We start from the raw sequence: 18,996 nt of genomic DNA, 5'->3' as shown, positions 1-18,996 counted from the left end.
GGCATCAGGCTTGCGGGCCTGCCCGCCTAGATCATCGGTGAAGCGCTGACGATACGCAGCGCCAGGCCTTCATAAGCATCGAGGGTGATGGTGAATTCGCCCTCGGCCGTGAGGTCACCCTCGACCCGTTCATTGATGATGTCGACCACGGGGCCCGGCGCGATGTTGGGTAGATGCAGCGTTTCGGTAATCACTGTCGCACCGAAGTTCAGCGCGGTGATTTGCGTGCCTTTGCCCGCTGGCAATTCGTGGACCATGATCAGCAGCCCCGGGTGCTGGACATCCGGGACCAGGATCTGTCGACTGGCGGCGATATCGTAGGCGCGGCGAGCCGCCAGGATTCTCTTCAGTTGCGAGGCAAAGGAATCCGGGTCTTTCAATTGCGTGGTCAGGCTGCCGTAAAGGGTTTTCGGACGGGGCATCAGGCCCGCTGACAGTGGCGCATCCGGATTCAGATCCACCAGATCGTAGGCGCCACGGTGAATCCAGCGGGTATCACCATCGCCCATCAGATGCTCGACCTGGTCCGCCGGTAGTGGCAGCGCACCCACCAGATCCCACCCCGATAATGCGAACACGCCGGGCTGCATCGCGTTGTACATCACCAACAGCAAATGAATCTGGCGGATCTGTTGAATATCGGCAGCGGTGATTGCCTCGAGATCGCGGATCCCGAGGGCGGCCGTAATGATGCTGGCGGTGGTGCAAGACACGCCGTTTGTGACGAACTTGAGATTATAGGGCGCGTGTTCTCCGGCCAGGCGCTCGTACATCTGCTCGCGGATGTGTTCGCGCAGGATATTGCCGGGGAAAGTCTGGCCCTGGAACAGAAAGGTGTCGTGGGCATGCAGGGTCCAGAAATGCACCAGTTCCAGCGTCAGCTCGTCGTGATTCTGCAAGGCGTGGATCAGCGAGCCGGGGTCGATACCCAGTGCATGCATTTGGCGCAGCATCAGCCGCAGGAATTCGGTATCGCCCATCAGCAACGCGTGCTGGTAGGCAGGCCGGGTGATGAAATCGTAGGAAAGATCGGCACCGCCGTGGGACATCGCAGCGATGTCGTCAACGGTCAGATTCAGCTCCTGGAAACTGAAGCCACCAGCCTTGCGGATCGCCCCGCCCAACAACTGGTTACCGGTGATGGACAGCGGATGGCTTTCCGACCAGGCGGTGCCATCGAGTTTGCGTTCCACACCGAGAAATCCGTTGGCATCGAGACGCAGGATTTTCGCCCCCATGACATCGATGGCATGCAACGCGTCGCCGATGATCATCTGTTGCGCGGCAAAGGTCGGGTCCAGCCAGTTCAACGAGGGCTGACCTTCCTTGAAGTAATGCAAATACACCCAGCGTCGCGGCTTGCCATCGACGCCCAATACGATTGGCGTCGTACTCCAGTCGGTTTCCTTTACACCCGGTTCAAAGAAAATTACCCGCTGCAACTGGCCGACGATGTAATGCTTGTCTCGCAGCGCATCAACTTGCTGTGGGTTGAGATTCTGCGCGTCGCGGCCCGGTGTCACCTCAGGCAGCAGCGGCCAATCCTCCTCGCGAATCTCCACCATGTGATAGAGCCCCGGATAATCTTCGTAAGCCATCTCGGCCAGACGAAAGTCTGCGCCCTTTCCGGTATGAGACGGGATGACATCATCGATGATGACAGCATTGTGCGCAGCGGCCATGCGGGTCAGCGCCTGTAGCTGCGCCTCGGTCCCCAACTGCGGGTCGATGTCGAAACTGATGCGGTCAAAATTGCCATCGATGGTCGGCGTGTGTTCGGTCCCCCGCAGGCCCCCGGACTTTTTCAGCGGCCCGTTATGGATGCCCTGGATGCCGATTCTCGACAGCACATGCCACAAGCTTTCATCGCCCAGGGCCTCCAGTACGGTGCCGTTTTCACGGGTAACAATGGACGCTGGATAGGCGGTAAACCACACCGAAGCCAGGGCCGAAGCGTCGCGAGGCCGGGTTTGGGCGTAGGGCTGTTGCCACAAGCGTCCCTGTCCCGAATAAAGTTTGGCCCGTTGCCTTGCGGCATGCAGCATGGATTGTTCGACCAACCACGCCACATGGTTATTTTCAGCAGTCGTCATGAACACCATTGCCTCTAGTTGGGAGAGAGCCTGCACCGACCCTTGCGTCCGTTAGCAGCAACAAGGGCTCGGTTCGTTTATGTATGAGGCCCGGGTGTGGATTTCGTTGCATTGACCTTGGAGAACGCTGCTCGCCCCCCCCCTTGGAAAAGATAAAAATCAGCTGTTGGATAACGCCTGCCCGGAGTTTTACTTAACCTTTTGCAACAGCAGCAATCGGCCCAGAGTGTGTAAAACGCCTACGCGAACCGTTGCTATGATTTCTGAGGATTTCATCGCAAAATCGCCCATGAAGCGCTTATCCAAGATGAACATCGAGGCCAAGGCACCTTACTTCCCGAAAGCCGCGGCGACCACGTCAGCGATACCAAACAAGCAACCCTCAATAAACGCACGGTTATCACTTCCCGCGTTCATATCGAAGATCACTCTTTTGTGGTCGGCCCATGATCAATACCTCCCACAGCCTTCAGGGCAATGGCCACCATCAGGCTGCACAGTCCAATGCCCAAGGCCATCCATAACAAGGTGCGATCTCCCGAGTGATCACGCACAGCGGCAAATAACCAGGGCGCGAAGGCTGACAGGATGAAAGCTGGCGCCACCAGCTTTCCGGTCAGGCGCGCGTATTGGTCGGGCGCGAATAGCTCGAACGGGAGGCTCGCTCGCAGCAGTGTCGAGAGACCATTCAGCGCGCCGTAACCAAACACGAATAGCCCTGCCAGCAGCACCCTGCCCTGGCTCAGTAGGCCAATGGCGAAACACAGCGGCAGACTGATCCCCACCCATACGTTAAGCGATAAAGCAGTTATCGACTCGCCCAACAGGCTTTGCGTCATCCGTGCACACGTCTGGCCGATGCCCCACAATGCCACCAGGCCGATCGGCGCACCCAAGGACGTGAGTAAATCCGGAAGCTGTGGTGCCAATCCCGCCGAGAGCACACCCACCAACGTCACGCCAAGGCCGAACAACCATTGGTTGAAAACCGAAGCTGCACGTTGAGGCGTAGCGTGCGAATCGCCGAGCTCAGCCTTCAACATGGCCGCACCAGCAGGCAGCACATAGAGCAATGTGACGCTGACAAGACACAGTGCGGCATAGACCATCAATCCGTGTCGCCAGCCGATCAGGTCCTGCAAGCCACTGCCCAGCGGCCAGAACACCGTCGATGACAAACCGCCGAGCAGGGTGATACGCACCATGGTGCCCCGCGCCCGCTCACCGGCCAGCCCGGCGAGAACAGCAAACAATGCATCGTACAACGACAGACGCATGCCGACGCCGAACAACATCCAGATCAGGTAGTAAATCGGCAGCGACGGCCAGCTGCTTGCCAACAGCATACAAGAGACTGCATTGAGCAAAGTGCCGAATCGCAACACTGCACGCCCGCCACAGCGCTCCACCAAGCCACCCGTAAACGGCGACACAAGGCCCATAACGACCATCGCCACCGAGAGTCCGGCAAACACCTGCTGGCCACTCCAGCCCAGGTCTTTCACCATGGCCGGGCCGAATGCGCCGAGCAGATAGAACGACACACCCCAGTTGATCAATTGCGAGAGGCCCAGTGCCATGGCCGTCCGCATACCCACGGATCGGATACCCGCACTAATCATGGGGTGTGCTACCGGCCCCCTCGCCTAATTCACGCTGCATGATAACGGTGTCGAGCCAGCGGCCGTGCTTGAAGCCTACCGATTCAAATACCCCGACCGTGCGAAAGCCCTGGCGCTCGTGCAAACGGATCGACGCGAGGTTTTCGCTGTTGCCGATGATCGCGACCATTTGCCGCCGTCCACCCTCGATGCAACGTTCGATTACCTTGCTCAACAGCGCCTGCCCAATGCCCAAACCAGACATATCCTCGCGGACATAGACAGAGTCCTCGACCGTAAAACGATAGGCCGGACGCGGCCGATACAGGGTGGCGTAGCCATAACCGACCAATTCCCCATCGCGCTCAGCCACCAGAAACGGCAGCCCATGGGCATAGATATCGGCGTGCCGTTGACGCATCTGTTCGAGGGTCGGTGGGTTCAATTCGAAACTGGCCGTGCCATGAATCACATGATGGGCATAAATCACCTGCACCGCAGGCATGTCGTTGTCACTGGCGTCTCGAACTAACAAGGTGTGAGGCATGGATAATCTTCGTCAGGAATATCAGATTGATTATGGATTGCTGGCTGTCGCCTTCGCGCAGAGCAACTGCCCGCTGAACAAATAATGACGCCAGGACAAACCAAAACAAAGCTATGATTCCTCATCCTCAGCATAAGTAAAACTTTGTCATGCATGGTCTCAATCTCAAGCATTTGCACACCTTCGCTCAGGTCATCGAGCACGGTAGCTTCTCCGGCGCCGCCGAGCGTCAGGGCCTGACCCAACCCGCCGTCAGCCTGCAAATTCGTCAACTGGAAACATGGCTGAACCTGAAGCTGATAGAACGTGTCGGCAAGCGCATAAAGCCGACGTCGGCGGGGAACACCTTGCTTGAGCACATCGGCCGAATTAATGCCGTGGTTGAAGACGCCCTTCTCGATCTGTCCAGTCATGCTCAAGGGGTCGCCGGCCAGATCTCCATCGGCACCGGTGCCACCGCCTGCATCCATTTACTGCCGCCCATTCTGCAAACCCTGCGGCGAAAGTTTCCGGCGCTGGATGTACGAGTCAGTACCGGCAATACCGATGGCATCCTGCGCGCAGTCGAGGAGAACCGCCTTGACCTGGCACTCGTCACTCTTCCCGCCGCCGGGCGCAGTTTGTCGATATGCCCTTTGCTCGAGGACGAGTTCGTGGTGATCTTCAGCTCCGAGCAGGCGGATGTGCCGCAGTGTGTGACGCCTCAGTCACTGGCAAGCATGCCCTTGGTGGTTTTTGAAGCCGGCAGTAGCACGCGGTTATTGATCGATGAGTGGTATTTGCAGGCCGGCCTACGCGTCAAACCGGTGATGGAGTTGGGCAGCATCGAAGCAATCAAGGAGATGGTTGCTGCCGGGCTGGGCTACAGCATCGTGCCCGCTATGTCAGTGGCGTCAACTCATTATCGGCGTGGCTTACGAGTCGAACCGTTGAAGCCGCCCCTGAGCCGCACGCTAGGCATTGTGCTGCGTCAGGATAAGCCGTTGGGTAAGGCGCTACGGCAGGTGCTCGATGCCTTACAGACGCTCGCGCCCTGAGCGAGTGCAGAGCGCCGCCCTTCGATACCGTCGACTTGCCCGCCACCTAATCGAGTCACCAAGGGAATCCACAGTTTGGCGTAATGCTCGAACTCTGAGCGCCATGAATCCCTTGGGTGTTAATACCGAGTCAGTCGTCCTGATCTATCTGATCAAGAAAATCAACGTCATCATCATCTTCGTCAACAATGGCCTGAGCGTCTTCTTCAACCCATGACTCGTCTTCATGAAATTCATGATCGAGCAAGTGGTCGTGCTCGGGCTCTGGAATATCTCGTTCTTCGCTCATGACTTACCGAAACAAAAATTGAAAGAAAAGACTGTATAGGCACATCCATTCCCTGCGTCAACGATCACCCCTCAGTAGCCAGTTCGGAGAGAACCAGGGACTCGCGACAACTTCGTAGTAAGTCCACGGCGCATCAGCTATTGCCACCAGCAAAAAGACGACAGTTTTATAGCTTGCACGTCATCCAGGCACTCCAGAAAAGGCTGCTGAAGAAACGAGTGGCGTCCCCAAATCCGCTGTCATGCAAAAGTTTCTGTACCGCAGCTTCTGAATGTGGCGGATCAGCGCCTTGAAGGATTTTCCCAAGCTTTGCCTTCACTTCATCAGGACTGGCGCCGTGCTGCCGCCAGCGTTGCCCCCAGGCAGCGAGGAGTAATGGTTGGCTGGCATAGGCATATTGATTGCCTGCAACAATTAGCGGCGCCCCTGGTTTCAGACGAGCCCGAATAGATCGTAAAATTTGTCTTTTGGCATCATCTCCATCGAGATGATGGAGTACACCGATCAACGTGGCGGCGTCGTATGACGCCTCCGCCGCCAGATCCTCAACATACCCAAGATGAATGTCCGTGCGCTCAAGCAAATTATTCAAGGCTAACTGCTGCCTTGCGGTTTCAACCATCGACTCGGAAGGGTCAACGGCAGTGAAGTGCCAATTTGGCTCGAGCCTGGCCATGGCAATAATCTCCTGAGCCGTACCGCCAGCCCCCACCACGAGTACCTTTGCCGACACAGTACTGCCGAGGCTTGCCGCTAGCATGCACGCCACCAAATCCTGGCAGGCGTCGTAACCGGCTAATGCAATACGGCTCTGTCGCGCGTACTCATTGGCCCGTGAAGCATCGAATTTTTCAGCAGAGTTGAGAGTGGATGATTTCAAGGCAATTCTCCATGTCCTCAAATCAAACTACGCCTGGTATATCGATAATAAAAATTCATTAATTTTATATGCTGCATTCCACCAAGGAATGTAGCCCATGCACTTATCCAGGCCATACGCCAGACGTCCCATCACAACTACACACCGGCCATTGCGCTCACAGCGCTACGCCGTCAGCAGTGACGAGAATAAAACCATTTTGCGAGCCACTGAGGCCCCCGCGTTGAACTTCAACACGGATAGACCCTCTAGCGAACAAGTCGTTGTGAATCCTCTGACCACTGTGCTGAACGGAGTCTGTTCATGAGCTGCCGCGTACGCTTGGATTATCTGCTGGACACATTTTTGGGCCCCATCGCGAAAAGCGCGGAGTGCGAGGCACTGATCGTCCCGATCACGCCCGGTGCCTTTCAAGTTCAGGTGCAAGCCCCCTTCCCCGATGATCTTCACAAGGCGCATACCATAACCGTCACGCCGCTTTCGAAGCAGCCGTTGACCGGTACCCTTGTGCACACTCGCAAATTGGCAAATGGAGATCTGGAATTGCAAATTGATGTTTGACGTCCATTGCAGGCAGATCATCTTGGGTCTGTCGACCTGCAGACCTTGGCGGCCAGCAGGTTGAGCAGACACGCCCTCTTTAGCGCCCGTAATTACGTGTTCATCGAAAATTTATTCTTTTCGCACGGCCAGGCTACTTGCTCTCATCGGCTTTACCTTCTTGCATTTGCACAGATGACTTGCTGCCGTCGGTATTGTTTTTGGTGGTGTTCTTTGAACTGTCAAAGCACCCATGCAGCAAAAACACACTGCAGAGACTCAGACACACGTAGAGTTTTTTCATGATGGACTCCTGGACCTGGGCTGCGAGCTGCCTGATTTCCGCCCTGCTCTGCAATCTTCGACGCATAAGGAGCGACGAGCCAAAACAACAGGCTGTACATGGGGAATGACCAGAGGTTCTGTATCGATGTTCCAAGATTTTAAACGCGTCCCGGACGAAACGTAGCGTGCCCTAGCCCAACGCGGTATCAAGGAACATCATGACGCCAAAACCGAGCATCAGACCCAAGGTGGCAGGCGTCTCATGACCGTTGCGATGCGTCTCCGGAATGACTTCATGGGAGACGACAAAAATCATCGCACCCGCAGCAAGGCCAAGTGCAATGGGGTAACCCAAAGCGAAGCTGCTGGAAATACCAAGCCCTACCAAGGCGCCAAAAGGTTCCATCAAGCCAGAGCCGACTGCAATCAGGGCCGCGCGTAGAGCCGAGATCCCGGTCACCCGTAAAGCCATGGCGACGGCCAAACCCTCGGGTATGTCCTGAATGGCGATCGCGGTCGTCAGCGATATACCAACTTGCATGTCACCTGTGGCAAAGCTGACACCTATCGCCATGCCTTCCGGCAGGTTATGCAGGGTGATCGCCAGGACGAAAAGCCAGACTCGATTGATGCGCTTGGCGTCAGGCCCGCGCCGGCCACTTTTCTCATGTTCGTGAGGAACAAATCGATCAAGGCCGATCATCAATGCAACACCGAGCGCCAATCCCAGCACCACGATACTGGCCGCCAGCAGACTGTTACCGCTGAGTTCCTGAGCGGCTTCGATCCCCGGCAAGATAAGCGAGAAAGAACTGGCAGCCAGCATCATCCCGGCAGCGAATCCAAGCATGATGTCCTGAGTGCGCGCCGCAATATCGCGCAGTGCAATCGCGACGACAGCCCCCACTGCTGTCGCGGCAAAGCCGGACAACCCGCCGACAAAAGCGAAACGCAGATTGTCCTTGTTGGCCCCGACGAACGCGCCGTAACCGCTGACCATCAGCACAACCATCACACCCACAAGAACCAGCCAAAACAACATTGCGCCCCATCCCGAACGGGTCACCTGTCCAAACAAGGCACGTAAGGGCGCTACCAATGAAGACGGTGGTTCCGACATGGTGTGTTCCTTATTTCCGAGTTGAGCGTTTAGCAGAAGTTGATGGCAAAGACGACATCAACGCTCTGGAAACCCGTTGCGCCTCCCGCTCAAAGGATAGGCTTGTGGCGATCAAATGCTGCGTACACTCATCAGAAGCAAGCGCAACGAAGTTAATTTCAAAAACTTTTGGGGCGTACGACAAACGGGCTCACCGTGATTGAGGTGCCAATCTGGATGTTCTGCATCGCCACTCATGAGTTCACTCATCTTCGCCGAGCAGCGCTCGACGATGGAAATACGGCAGGCGTTCCAAGGCGTATTCGGTTGCTTCTTTTTGCACCTGGCAACGAGTGCCGGCGAATCGCTGCTCGTCACTAAAAACATGACAGCCCCCTGCCAATTGAAAGGCCCAGGCGAAGCAGATGGTGCCAGCGGGGATGCCGTCCACATCTTCCGGGCCCAGAATGCCGGTGGTGGCCACAGCGACATTGGCGGTGCTGTCACGCAGAGCGCCCATCGCCATTTCCGTGGCGACTTCGACACTCGTCAGATTGAAGGTTTCGATGGTGTGCGGACTGACATGCAAAACACGTTGTTTGGCCTGCGGTGAATAAACCACGTAACCGCATTCGATAAACTCGCCGCTGCCCTCGACCTCGGACAAAAGCGTCACGATTTTTCCGGCGGTACAGGATTCGGCCGTAGTCACCACCAGCGAATGTTCGCGAAGATATACAACCGTTTCGTCAGCAATAGACATGACCAGAACTCACGAGGTATAGCTCGATTGACAAGTCATTGCGCTGAACATTCAACAATAACGCGTCCGGATTTCAAGAACCTCTCCGTTATATGACTCCGCCCCACCGTCACTGTATGGAAGAACCTTCAGCAAGAGCTCCCTAGCCTTGACGGCTATCGCGGGTCCGGATCCTGTCCTTTCCCTCATCGCAATTTCCAGTGCGAAACCATCGGGAATCTATACGATAAGTCTAAAAAGCCACTACGCTTTGGTCAGCGTTTGAAAATTCTACCCGTTGAAGACAAAAGATGACCGAGACCAAACCCCAGATGTATCACTTGGAGTGTTATGCCCAAGCCTGAAGCTATCATCGCGACTCCCGCAGTCCCGTTAAACTCAAACGTTGCGCTCGCCAAAGCCTCTTTGTTCAAGTTCGCAGGGTTGCTGGGCATCGTATTTATTCTTGCAACGGGACTGCTGTTTTTCGTAGCCAAAAATCTTGATAGCAATGAAGAGTCAGAGAACGCTTTCTACGCCCAAAAAGCTGTTGAGTCGCTTGAAAAAAACCTGCGATCCACCATCAAGGATTACGCCTTCTGGGGTGACGGATACCTGCATTTGCACAAAACGGTTGATACCGACTGGGCATTTACCAGACAGAACCTCGGCCCAACGCTTTACTCAGATTTTGGTTTACCCGGCCTATTCGTAGTAAATGCAGCAGATCGCACTGTCTACTCGGTTTTAAGAGGAGAGCTGAATACCGTTGATGCTGCGAATTGGTTAGGACAACCCATCGGGGCGCTACTCGCCCAAGCGCGACAGGGCGCAGAGAACGAAGCGGTGGTAACGACGTTCCTCAATGTCCATGGCATGCCTGCACTTATTGCCGCAGCCGCTCTGACTCCTGGGGCCGATCCAACCGTTCAACCAGATAACGGGCCATCTTCAGTACTGCTTTTTGTGGAAATGCTGGACAGCGCCAAACTGGAAGCCATGGGCAAAGATTACGGCATCAAAGGACTGCATATCGCTACGCCCGACGAGATTCATAAGTCATCAATCTTGCCACTCGGTGAAGGCGGATCCGCAGGAGGACTGCATTGGGAAGCGGCGACGCCCAGCACTCGATTATTAGGGCTTATGCTCCCACTGATCGCCATCGCGGCCCTTCTAGTGGTGTTCATGATCTGGGCCATCATTCGACGCACAACCGCTGCCGCCAGGGCGCTCGACTGCAGCTATGAGTCCCTGCAATTAAGCCAGTTGGCCCTTGCGCAGAGCGAAGCGCGTTTTCGGGACGTGGCAGAAGCAAGCTCCGATTGGATCTGGGAAATAGATCAGCAGTGGCGTTTCACCTACCTTTCCGAGCGGTTTGAAAGTGTTACAGGGCTATCTCGAGACCTTTGGATCGGCGCAAATATTGATGACTTGCTGCGTATGGAACTTGGTACGGTTTCTCAATGGTTGAGCATTCCGAAGCGTCGTCAAAGCATCAGTGTTCAGTGTAGTTATGTTGATTTGAAACGATCGGCGCGCTTTACGCGAATATCCGCGCGAGGATTGGTCAACCAAGGATTTCGAGGCACGGCAACCGACATAACAGATGAAGTGGAGGCGCGTCGGCGTATAGAGTTTCTTTCGCAGCATGATGCTCTGACCGGGCTGCCGAACAGGACAAGGCTACAAGAATTTTTAGACGGCAAACTTAAAGCTGCGCCGACTCCGGAGCATCCTCTCGTGATGCTTATTTTAGACCTTGATCGATTTAAACCGGTAAACGACCTTCTCGGTCACGCGGCCGGTGATGAGGTGCTCAATGAAGTGTCGCGACGGCTAGGTGAGTGTGTGCGCAGCGGAGATCTCGTGGCGCGCATTGGTGGCGATGAATTCGTGTTGATTCTTAACGACTTGGGCTCAGTTGAACAAGTAGAAATCGCGTGCCGCCGACTGATTGATTCGATTGAGAAACCAGTGAAGGTCGAAGATCAGGAGGTTTTTGTAAGTGCCAGCATTGGAATTGCAATGGCACCTAATGATGCTACGCAAGCAGCAGAATTACTCCGATATGCAGACATCGCCTTGTATGAAGCAAAAGCCGGAGGGCGAAAAACCTGGCGCTTCTATGCCAATGAAATGAATACCAAAATCATCGAACGCCGCCAGCTCGAAAATGATCTCCGCTATGGCATAGCACACGGTGAGCTACGCCTACATTTCCAACCCCGCTTTCGCATCGCAGACGGGCAAATGGTCGGTGCCGAAGCGCTTGTGCGGTGGCAGCATCCTAGACGAGGCCTCATACCCCCCGATACTTTTATTCCTATCGCTGAAGAGACCGGACTTATCCTGGCGCTGAGTAATTGGGTACTCACGACTGCTTGCGAACGTGCGGCTCGTTGGCCCACAAATCTATTTGTTTCAGTCAATTTATCTCCCACTGAGTTTCAGCGTGGAAATCTGGTTGAACGGATAGGCGTTGCAATCACAACCACAGGGCTTCAAGCGCAACGATTAGAGTTAGAGGTTACCGAGAGTGTCATGCTGGAAGACGCATTGGGCGCGCTGGAGGTCATGCGAGCACTAAAACGAATAGGCGTACGCCTTTCAATGGACGACTTTGGAACGGGTTATTCATCGCTCAGTTACCTTCGTTCGTTCCCGTTTGATGGACTCAAAATAGACCGCAGCTTTGTCAGCCGATTGGGGGAAAGCGAAGAAGACAGATCGATCATTAAAGCCATCGTAGGGCTGGGCCGCGCTTTATCTTTGAGCGTAACCGCCGAAGGCATTGAAACTGTTCAACACATGGATCTGCTCAAAGAGGTTTGCTGCGAAGAGGGCCAGGGATACTTCTTGAGTCGACCTTTAAATAACGATGATTTCGAGTCGTTACTAATGGCTGGGCAGGAGCTGGGCAAGACATAGGAACCTCTTTAATTGCGTTACGTCCATGCGTTCGATAGGTCGCGCTTAGCTATCCCCATTTGCAATGCACTGAACCAATCAACTGGGCTACGACTCAACTCGAAAATAGCTCGGTAATCGCCGACCTAAAATGGGCCACTTAAACCCTGAGACCGTTGAGGAAATGCACATGCTCAAGATATGGATAATGCTGTTATGCATTGGCCTTGCGAGTTGCAGCCGGGTGGATGTGCATACCTACAGCCAGGAGACGCCCACGCTTGAATTGCGCGAATTCTTCGAGGGCCGGGTCGAAGCGTGGGGTATGTTTCAAAAGCGCTCGGGCGAGGTAACCAAGCGCTTTCATGTGGTGATCAATGGCCACTCAGAAGGCCGCAGGCTGATCCTCGACGAATCGTTTACGTACAGCGATGGTACTACGCAAAAACGGGTGTGGACGCTAACCCCTGCCGGCCCTGGCCAATGGCGCGGCACCGCTGGCGACGTGGTGGGCGAGGCGCTTGGTGAGGTGGCAGGCAATGCACTGCGCTGGAAATATGTGCTCAACCTTCCGGTGGATGGCAAGGAGTACGAGGTTCACTTAGACGACTGGATGTACCTGATGGACAAGAACACCATGATCAATCGCTCGTTCATGAGCAAATTCGGGGTGGAGGTCGGTCAGATCACCTTGTTCTTCCGCAAGCAGCCTTGAGGTCGCGGGTGACTGCTCCATGAGGGGCACTTGTAAACGTTGTCGCTTCGACGCCCGTGCAAGCAGAACTTTTGACAGGCATACGGATCATGCCATTTTTGCCATGCTCTCGCTCCCCGGGCGCCTTCGGGTTTACGCCTGATCCACTGCCTCGACCACGCCCTTGTCCTCCCCCAGAAACCCGCCACTCTGATGCTGCCAAAGCCGCGCATACACGCCGTTCTTCTCAAGCAGTTCGGAGTGGGTGCCCTGTTCAACGATGCGTCCGTCGTCCATGACGATGAGCCGGTCCATGGCCGCAATCGTCGACAGCCGATGGGCGATGGCGATTACGGTCTTGCCCTGCATCATTTCATCGAGGCTTTCCTGGATGGCCACTTCGACTTCCGAGTCCAGCGCGCTGGTGGCCTCGTCCAGCAGCAGGATCGGGGCGTTCTTGAGCATTACCCGGGCAATCGCGACGCGCTGGCGTTGGCCGCCCGACAGCTTGATGCCGCGCTCGCCCACTAACGTGTCGTAGCCGGTGTGACCTTGGCGGTCGCTCAGTTGGCTGATGAACTCATGGGCCTGGGCATTGGCAGCAGCGTTGCGGATTTGCGCGTCGGTCGCGTCGGGACGGCCATAAGCGATGTTGTCGCGAATCGAACGGTGCAGCAGCGAGGTATCTTGCGTGACCATGCCGATGGAGGCACGCAGGCTGTCTTGCGTTACGTGTGCGATGTTTTGGCCGTCGATGCGAATCTCCCCGCTGTCGACGTCATAGAAGCGCAGCAGCAAGTTGATCAGCGTGGATTTGCCAGCGCCGGAGCGGCCCACCAGACCGATTTTTTCGCCGGGGCGGATGTTCAGGCTCAGGCCATCGAGCACCTGGCGTTCACCATTGTAGTTAAAGCTCACTTTATCGAAGGTGACCGCACCACCGGAGGTCACCAGCACACCGGCATCGGGCGCGTCTTGCACCTTGGTGCCCAGGGTCAGCGTCGCCATGCCATCCTGCACGGTGCCGATGCTCTCGAACAGCGAGGTCATTTGCCACATGATCCAGTTCGACATGCCATTGATCCGCAGCGCCATGGCAGTGATCGCCGCCACGGCACCGGCACCGACGTCACCCTGGTGCCAGAGCCACAGGGCGTAACCACCGGCGCCCATGATCAATGCCACGACCAAGGCCTGGTTGACGATCTCGAACTGGCTGACCAGGCGCATCTGGCGAAAGCCGGTCAACTTGAAATCTTCCATCGCTGCGCGCGCGAAATGCGCTTCACGATTGGAGTGGGAGAACAGCTTCACCGTCGTGATGTTGGTGTAGGCATCCGAGATACGCCCGGTCATCATCGAGCGCGCATTGGCCTGTTCCTGCCCGACCTTCCCCAGACGGGGCACGAAGTACCACATGGCCAGGCCGAACAACGCAGCCCAGGCAATGAAAGGCAGCATCAGCTTAAGGGCGAAGCCGCCGGCCAGGGCGATGATCGCGATGAAATACACGCCGATCCCCGGTGCAATCTCGATCAGCGTGAAGAGCACGTCGCGAACCGCGAGCGCCGTCTGCATCACCTTGGTGGTGACCCGCCCGGAAAACTCATCGGAAAAAAACGAAAGACTTTGTCGCAGCATCAGGCGATGGAAGTCCCAGCGCAATCGCAACGGCAGGTTAATCGCCAATATCTGGTGCTGCACCATCGTGCGCAACGCCACCAGCCCGACACTGGTCAGCATGACAATGCCCATGCCCCACAACACGCGACTTTCCTGCGCCGCCGCTTCACCGCCCGCCTGCCAGGTCGAGAGCAGGTCCACGACCTGCCCGAGAAAGGAAAACAGCCAGGCTTCGTAAATCGACACACCGGCACTGAGCAGCGCCAGCGCCAGAACGTAACCGCGAGCTCCCCGCGTACAGGCCCACAGGAAGCGGGCCAGGCCATCGGGTGGCGGTGGTACTTCGTCAGGAGGAAAAGGGTCGAGCCTACGTTCAAACACGCGAAGCATTGTGGTCTCCAAAACATCAAGTTATGGGGATTCTGCCATGAACGGCTGCTTTGAGGGTTTTGAAGGTCGCGGACGAGCATTGATACCCGCAACCAACTGACTGGCCCCGTGCAGGCATAGGTTTCTGTCTGTGGCTGCCAGCGGCTGAGCGCATTGGGATACGCGCTCAGTTCCGAGGTGTCAGTTTGCGCACATTATGACCAACGTTCGACAGACCTTATGGCCCGTGCTTCCTGGCACATTATCCACAGGAATACCCACTCCTTTTGTGGATAGCTTTTCGGTTCAGGCGTTTGGTGAAGGCAGTTTTCACTTAAAAGCATGCAAGTAGAAAACTGGAAATCGAGATCGATGATGCGCTGGAAATGCTGGAGCAAACGGAAGCCTGACCATCCATGGTAACCGCCGATGCTCCCATCGCGATCCAGCCAATAACAGCCCTTCATAATCAGCTGCTATCGGCGAAAGCACACCTGCCAATACCGACCTACAGCACGTATCAGCAGTAGGTCACACTACTTCGAAACCACCAGCGCCGGTGGCTGCCAGCTGCCCTCGCCAGCGGGAAGAATCGAAGGCGGTGTGGTCTTCGGCCAGTAGAGGCGCATCACCAGATAGACCGTGTTGTCAGGTGCCGGCAGCCAGTTGGATTCCTTGGCCTTGCCGGGGGAGTCCTTCTGGATGTGCAGCGTCAGTGAGCCATCCGCGTTCTTTTTCATGGCCGACAGCATCGGCGAATTGATCAGGTAGCGGTTGAGCGGATTGCTGATCAGTAACTGGCTTTTGCCATCGTACATGGTCACCGACCAGAAGGCGTTAACAGGCGGCAGCTTGCCAGCCGGGAATGTGAGCGTGTAATTGTGTTTGCTGGTATCGAGCGTCTGGCCGCTGCCATCGGTACGCGTGAACGGGTACATCGCCTCGGCGGCGTCGTTGCCGTACAAGCCACCCTTCGCGGCACCGGAACGCATGAGCCAGTTGGACTGGTAGAACGCCTGATCACCGAAGAACGCACCGACGTTCCAGCCATTGATATTCTTCATTCCGCTTGAGAGAAACCTGTCGACCTTTTCGTCGCCGGCCTTCATACCAAGCAGGACCGCGGCCTTGTGTTCGAGCGAGAGGTCCTTGAATTCAAAGTTCCGACCAGGCCCTACCCCGATGCTCGCCAGCCTGGCACGGATCGCCTTGTCGTCAGCCGATGCTGGCACATACTGCATCGCGGCGGACAGGTACTCGAAGAAGTTAGCCTTGATACCTGCCGTGGTAGCCGGCAAGAAATCGATCTTGGGCGCAGCGGGCGGCGCGGGTTGATGAAGGAAAGCAGACAACCCCCGGATCTTGTAGCCCGCCTGCACCTTCTCGACATTGGGCATGTCGGCCGGGTTGAACAACTGGGTGCGGATCAAGGTGAGCGCGAAGGGGGTCGAGGAGGTAAACACCTTGTCGATGCCTGGAGGTGCCGTCCCCTTCCAGTCGGGCCCTACAACCAGATAGCTGCCGGGTGCGCTGGCAGTTGCCCGACTGCCGATGTACCCATAGTTATAGGTGTTGCCGTCGATCAGTTGAATCGAGTAGTAGCGCTGTTTGGGGACTGCCGGCACCGTGATCACCAGCGGCTCCGCGCGCAGGTCGGCCCAGAGTATCGAATATGGTGTATCGCTGTTTGGCGTAATGACGGCGGTGTCGGCGGGCGTCGCGACTCGATGCTCGTTGTGCAGTTGATTGAACGGGGCTTTGAACTGGCTGGACTTGGGGTCCACCGCGAACTCGTTCATCACGGCATAGTTCATCACCAGCGGCAAGCCGTAGATAAAACCTTCCTCGGCGATTGCCTTGGTCTGCTCAAGACTCGGCGCGGCCACGCCCTTGGCCACATCCGCTTTGTCTGCTTGTGATATCGGGTCGTTTTTGCCCGCACACCCCGTGAAAAGCGTTGTACCCACTACTACGAGTGCCGCAGCCTTGGTCCAGCTTCGGTTAGACTTCCTGTTCATTTTCACCTCGTGTGTTCTGAGCAAGCAGGTACCGAGACTGCTCACAGCCCCCGGCTCGACGAAGCGCCAGCTCGCTTGCCACGGGAGTGTAGATCACAAAAAGCCAGCCCCTCGGGAGTCGAATTTACTGAGCTAGACAAAAAAGGCGCCAAAATGGCGCCTCACTTTATCAAGCGACTTTGATCACAACCTTTCCAAATGCTCCCCTCGCAAGATGCTCGTAAGCTTCTCGTGCTTTTTCGAACGGATACACCTGATCAATGACGGGACGGATCTTGTGTTCATTGAGGAATGCATTCATCCGATCAAATGATGAGCGCGGCGCCACGGCGATGCCGCGAATGGTCGTCTGGCGGAAAATCAGCGGCATCAGATTCAGTTCAACGGTTTGCCCTGTCAAAAAGCCGATCTGCGCAATACGCCCCGATGCCTTGGTTGCTGCGACCGATTGATTGATGCCGCTGCCACCGGCCACATCGAGTAACAGATCAACGCCCTTACCTTCGGTCAGCTTCAGCGCTTCGTCCGCCCATTTCGGAGTCGTTCTGTAGTTGATGCCTGCCACAGCCCCCAGCGTCTTCACGGTTTGCAGATTCTGGTCGCTGCTCGACGTTGCGATTACTTTCGCGCCAAGCGCAGTAGCGATCTGCACGGCAAATATCGATACGCCTCCAGTGCCTTGAACCAATACGGTCTGGCCCGGCTGAATTTGTCCAAAGTCGACCAGCGAATACCAAGCCGTAAGCGCAGCGATAGGCAGTGTTGCCGCCTCTACATCACTCATGTTGTCGGGTGCACCGACGGCGCTGTCTTCATGAATGATCATGTATTCGGCCAAACCGCCGGGCAACGGCGAACCGAAGCAGTAATCGGGCTCGTTCGGCCCCGGCTCGCCATCCAGCCAACGTGAGTAAAGATGCGAGTTGACGCGATCACCGACTTTGAATCGCGTTACGTTGTCACCGACCGCTACCACCGTGCCAGCTGCATCACTCACAGGGATCAGTGGTTTGGGGACCATGTGCGGCTCATAAATGCCGTCGACGATAGCCTTGTCGCGAAAGTTGAGCGAGACAGCACCGACCTTGACCAGCAATTCGCCAGCCTTTGGTTGCGGGGTCTCTACCTCTCCCAATTGCAGGTTGTCGAGTCCGAAGTCTTTCAATAACCAAGCTTTCATTGCGAATCTCCAAATACACATCAATGAACTAGAACCAGAACCGGTTTAGCCTTGGCTGCATTTTTCGCCTTCGAGGGTGCGCAATAAATGCGTGGAAAAAGACATGATTGTTCTATTCTTGGACAACAATCATCTTCAACTTCGTCGTTCAGGCGGGGTTCATAGGAAAGCGTCATGGAATTGCTTCAATCGATGCGCCTGTTCGCCAGGCTTGCCGAACTCGGCAGTTTTACCAAAGCCGCCGAATCGCTGGACATCGGGCGACCACAAGTCACTCGGTATATCCAGGAGTTGGAGACGTCATTAGGCGTGCGCCTGTTCCAGCGCACCACGAGAAAGGTGGCACTCACCGCCGAAGGCGAGAGGTTCTATGAGCGGGTACAGGAAATCCTGGCGGATATTTCTGCTGCGACCTCGATGTTCGACCGATCCGGAGCAACGCTGGCAGGCCGACTTCGCGTCGATATCCCGACCGCTTTCGCGCAACTGAAATTCATCAAAAGCCTTAAAGAATTCACCGCCTCCTACCCTGGTATCAACCTGGTACTGGGCGTGACTGACCGGGTCGTCGATCTGATCGGTGAAGGCATCGACTGTGCGTTGCGTATCGGCGATCTACCGGATTCGACTTTGATCGCTCGCCCTATTGCGATGGCGACCATGGTGACGTGTGCAGCGCCCGAGTATCTGCTCGAGCATGGTGAACCCGAAACACTCGACGATCTGGCCGACCATCGAGGCGTCAACTTCTTATCCGGTCAGAGCAACAGGACATTGCCTTGGCATTTCTCGGTAAAGGGTCACGATCGAGCGTTTGTGAGCAACGCCGGTATCACCGTCACCGAGTCGAATGCGTACGTTCAGTGCGGGGTTTCGGGCTTCGGAATAATCCAGGCGCCAGGCATAACCGTGGCCGAGCATTTGGACAGTCGCGGCTTGGTGGAAATTCTAAAGCCCTATCGGCCAGCCCCTCGCCCTGTGTCGTTGTTGTATCCAAGCCGGACACATCTGGCTCCTCAGGTACAAGTTTTTATTGAGTGGTTGCAGGAGCGTTTTCCGCAGCTGTCTGACTGGCTGGAAACATAGCTT

16 protein-coding genes are annotated in these 18,996 nt (G+C 56.0%); 5 read left to right on the top strand and 11 right to left on the bottom strand.

Annotated features, from left to right (window positions below; translation table 11 throughout):
- Positions 1–26: 26 nt before the first annotated feature.
- The 3 genes from treS to KVG88_RS00165 form a co-directional block, all read right to left on the bottom strand.
- Positions 27–2,093 carry a maltose alpha-D-glucosyltransferase gene (gene treS, locus KVG88_RS00175; RefSeq protein WP_217869890.1) on the bottom strand — a complete coding sequence of 689 codons (2,067 nt, stop codon included), beginning with the start codon at positions 2,091–2,093 and terminating at the stop codon, positions 27–29.
- A 425-nt stretch (positions 2,094–2,518) separates the two neighbouring features.
- Positions 2,519–3,715, bottom strand: coding sequence for an MFS transporter (locus KVG88_RS00170; RefSeq protein ID WP_437179923.1), 1,197 nt, complete (start codon positions 3,713–3,715; stop codon positions 2,519–2,521).
- Positions 3,708–4,241 carry a GNAT family N-acetyltransferase gene (locus tag KVG88_RS00165; protein WP_217869889.1) on the bottom strand — a complete coding sequence of 178 codons (534 nt, stop codon included), beginning with the start codon at positions 4,239–4,241 and terminating at the stop codon, positions 3,708–3,710. The genes KVG88_RS00170 and KVG88_RS00165 overlap by 8 nt, the downstream gene beginning before the upstream one ends.
- Positions 4,242–4,390: 149 nt before the next feature.
- Between KVG88_RS00165 and KVG88_RS00160 the strand changes: the two genes are divergently transcribed.
- A complete protein-coding gene (locus KVG88_RS00160; RefSeq protein WP_217869888.1) occupies positions 4,391–5,278 on the top strand; it encodes a LysR family transcriptional regulator in 888 nt (295 codons plus the stop codon).
- A 130-nt stretch (positions 5,279–5,408) separates the two neighbouring features.
- On the opposite strand, the gene KVG88_RS00155 is transcribed toward KVG88_RS00160, so the two are convergent.
- Positions 5,409–5,567, bottom strand: coding sequence for a hypothetical protein (locus KVG88_RS00155; RefSeq protein ID WP_217869887.1), 159 nt, complete (start codon positions 5,565–5,567; stop codon positions 5,409–5,411).
- A 166-nt stretch (positions 5,568–5,733) separates the two neighbouring features.
- On the bottom strand, positions 5,734–6,447 hold the full coding sequence (locus KVG88_RS00150; RefSeq protein ID WP_217869886.1) for a class I SAM-dependent methyltransferase: 714 nt from the start codon (positions 6,445–6,447) through the stop codon (positions 5,734–5,736).
- A gap of 303 nt (positions 6,448–6,750) precedes the next feature.
- Here KVG88_RS00150 and KVG88_RS00145 point away from each other — a divergent pair, with 303 nt between their 5' ends.
- Positions 6,751–7,008, top strand: a complete 258-nt coding sequence (locus KVG88_RS00145; protein ID WP_150703257.1) for a hypothetical protein — start codon at positions 6,751–6,753, stop codon at positions 7,006–7,008.
- A gap of 133 nt (positions 7,009–7,141) precedes the next feature.
- Here the strand turns inward: KVG88_RS00145 and KVG88_RS00140 are convergent, their stop codons facing one another.
- From KVG88_RS00140 to KVG88_RS00130, 3 genes are all read right to left on the bottom strand, one after another.
- Positions 7,142–7,291 carry a hypothetical protein gene (locus KVG88_RS00140; protein ID WP_191630501.1) on the bottom strand — a complete coding sequence of 50 codons (150 nt, stop codon included), beginning with the start codon at positions 7,289–7,291 and terminating at the stop codon, positions 7,142–7,144.
- A gap of 171 nt (positions 7,292–7,462) precedes the next feature.
- A complete protein-coding gene (locus KVG88_RS00135) occupies positions 7,463–8,284 on the bottom strand; it encodes a ZIP family metal transporter (RefSeq protein WP_437179932.1) in 822 nt (273 codons plus the stop codon).
- A gap of 349 nt (positions 8,285–8,633) precedes the next feature.
- Positions 8,634–9,134: a CinA family protein gene (locus tag KVG88_RS00130; RefSeq protein WP_150703259.1), complete on the bottom strand. Its 501-nt coding sequence runs from the start codon at positions 9,132–9,134 to the stop codon at positions 8,634–8,636.
- A 330-nt stretch (positions 9,135–9,464) separates the two neighbouring features.
- Between KVG88_RS00130 and KVG88_RS00125 the strand changes: the two genes are divergently transcribed.
- Together KVG88_RS00125 and KVG88_RS00120 are read left to right on the top strand one after the other, a co-directional pair.
- Positions 9,465–12,044 (top strand): bifunctional diguanylate cyclase/phosphodiesterase, encoded by a 2,580-nt coding sequence (locus tag KVG88_RS00125; RefSeq protein ID WP_217869884.1) that lies wholly within the window; start codon positions 9,465–9,467, stop codon positions 12,042–12,044.
- 169 nt (positions 12,045–12,213) lie between these two features.
- Positions 12,214–12,738, top strand: a complete 525-nt coding sequence (locus KVG88_RS00120; protein ID WP_150703291.1) for a DUF3833 domain-containing protein — start codon at positions 12,214–12,216, stop codon at positions 12,736–12,738.
- Between the two features lie 132 nt (positions 12,739–12,870).
- Here the strand turns inward: KVG88_RS00120 and KVG88_RS00115 are convergent, their stop codons facing one another.
- The 3 genes from KVG88_RS00115 to KVG88_RS00105 all read right to left on the bottom strand — a co-directional run bounded on the left by KVG88_RS00115 (position 12,871) and on the right by KVG88_RS00105 (position 17,907).
- A complete protein-coding gene (locus tag KVG88_RS00115) occupies positions 12,871–14,730 on the bottom strand; it encodes an ABC transporter ATP-binding protein (RefSeq protein ID WP_217869883.1) in 1,860 nt (619 codons plus the stop codon).
- Positions 14,731–15,245: 515 nt separating this feature from the next.
- Positions 15,246–16,727 (bottom strand): DUF1254 domain-containing protein, encoded by a 1,482-nt coding sequence (locus KVG88_RS00110; RefSeq protein ID WP_217869882.1) that lies wholly within the window; start codon positions 16,725–16,727, stop codon positions 15,246–15,248.
- A gap of 169 nt (positions 16,728–16,896) precedes the next feature.
- Positions 16,897–17,907, bottom strand: coding sequence for a zinc-dependent alcohol dehydrogenase family protein (locus KVG88_RS00105; RefSeq protein ID WP_217869881.1), 1,011 nt, complete (start codon positions 17,905–17,907; stop codon positions 16,897–16,899).
- Positions 17,908–18,081: 174 nt separating this feature from the next.
- Here KVG88_RS00105 and KVG88_RS00100 point away from each other — a divergent pair, with 174 nt between their 5' ends.
- Positions 18,082–18,993, top strand: coding sequence for a LysR family transcriptional regulator (locus tag KVG88_RS00100; RefSeq protein ID WP_217869880.1), 912 nt, complete (start codon positions 18,082–18,084; stop codon positions 18,991–18,993).
- Positions 18,994–18,996 lie beyond the last annotated feature (3 nt).

Source organism: Pseudomonas azerbaijanoccidentalis (assembly GCF_019145495.1).
Taxonomy (GTDB): domain Bacteria; phylum Pseudomonadota; class Gammaproteobacteria; order Pseudomonadales; family Pseudomonadaceae; genus Aquipseudomonas; species Aquipseudomonas azerbaijanoccidentalis.
Note: the sequence above shows the minus strand (reverse complement) of the source record. Positions and strands in the feature narration are given on the sequence as shown.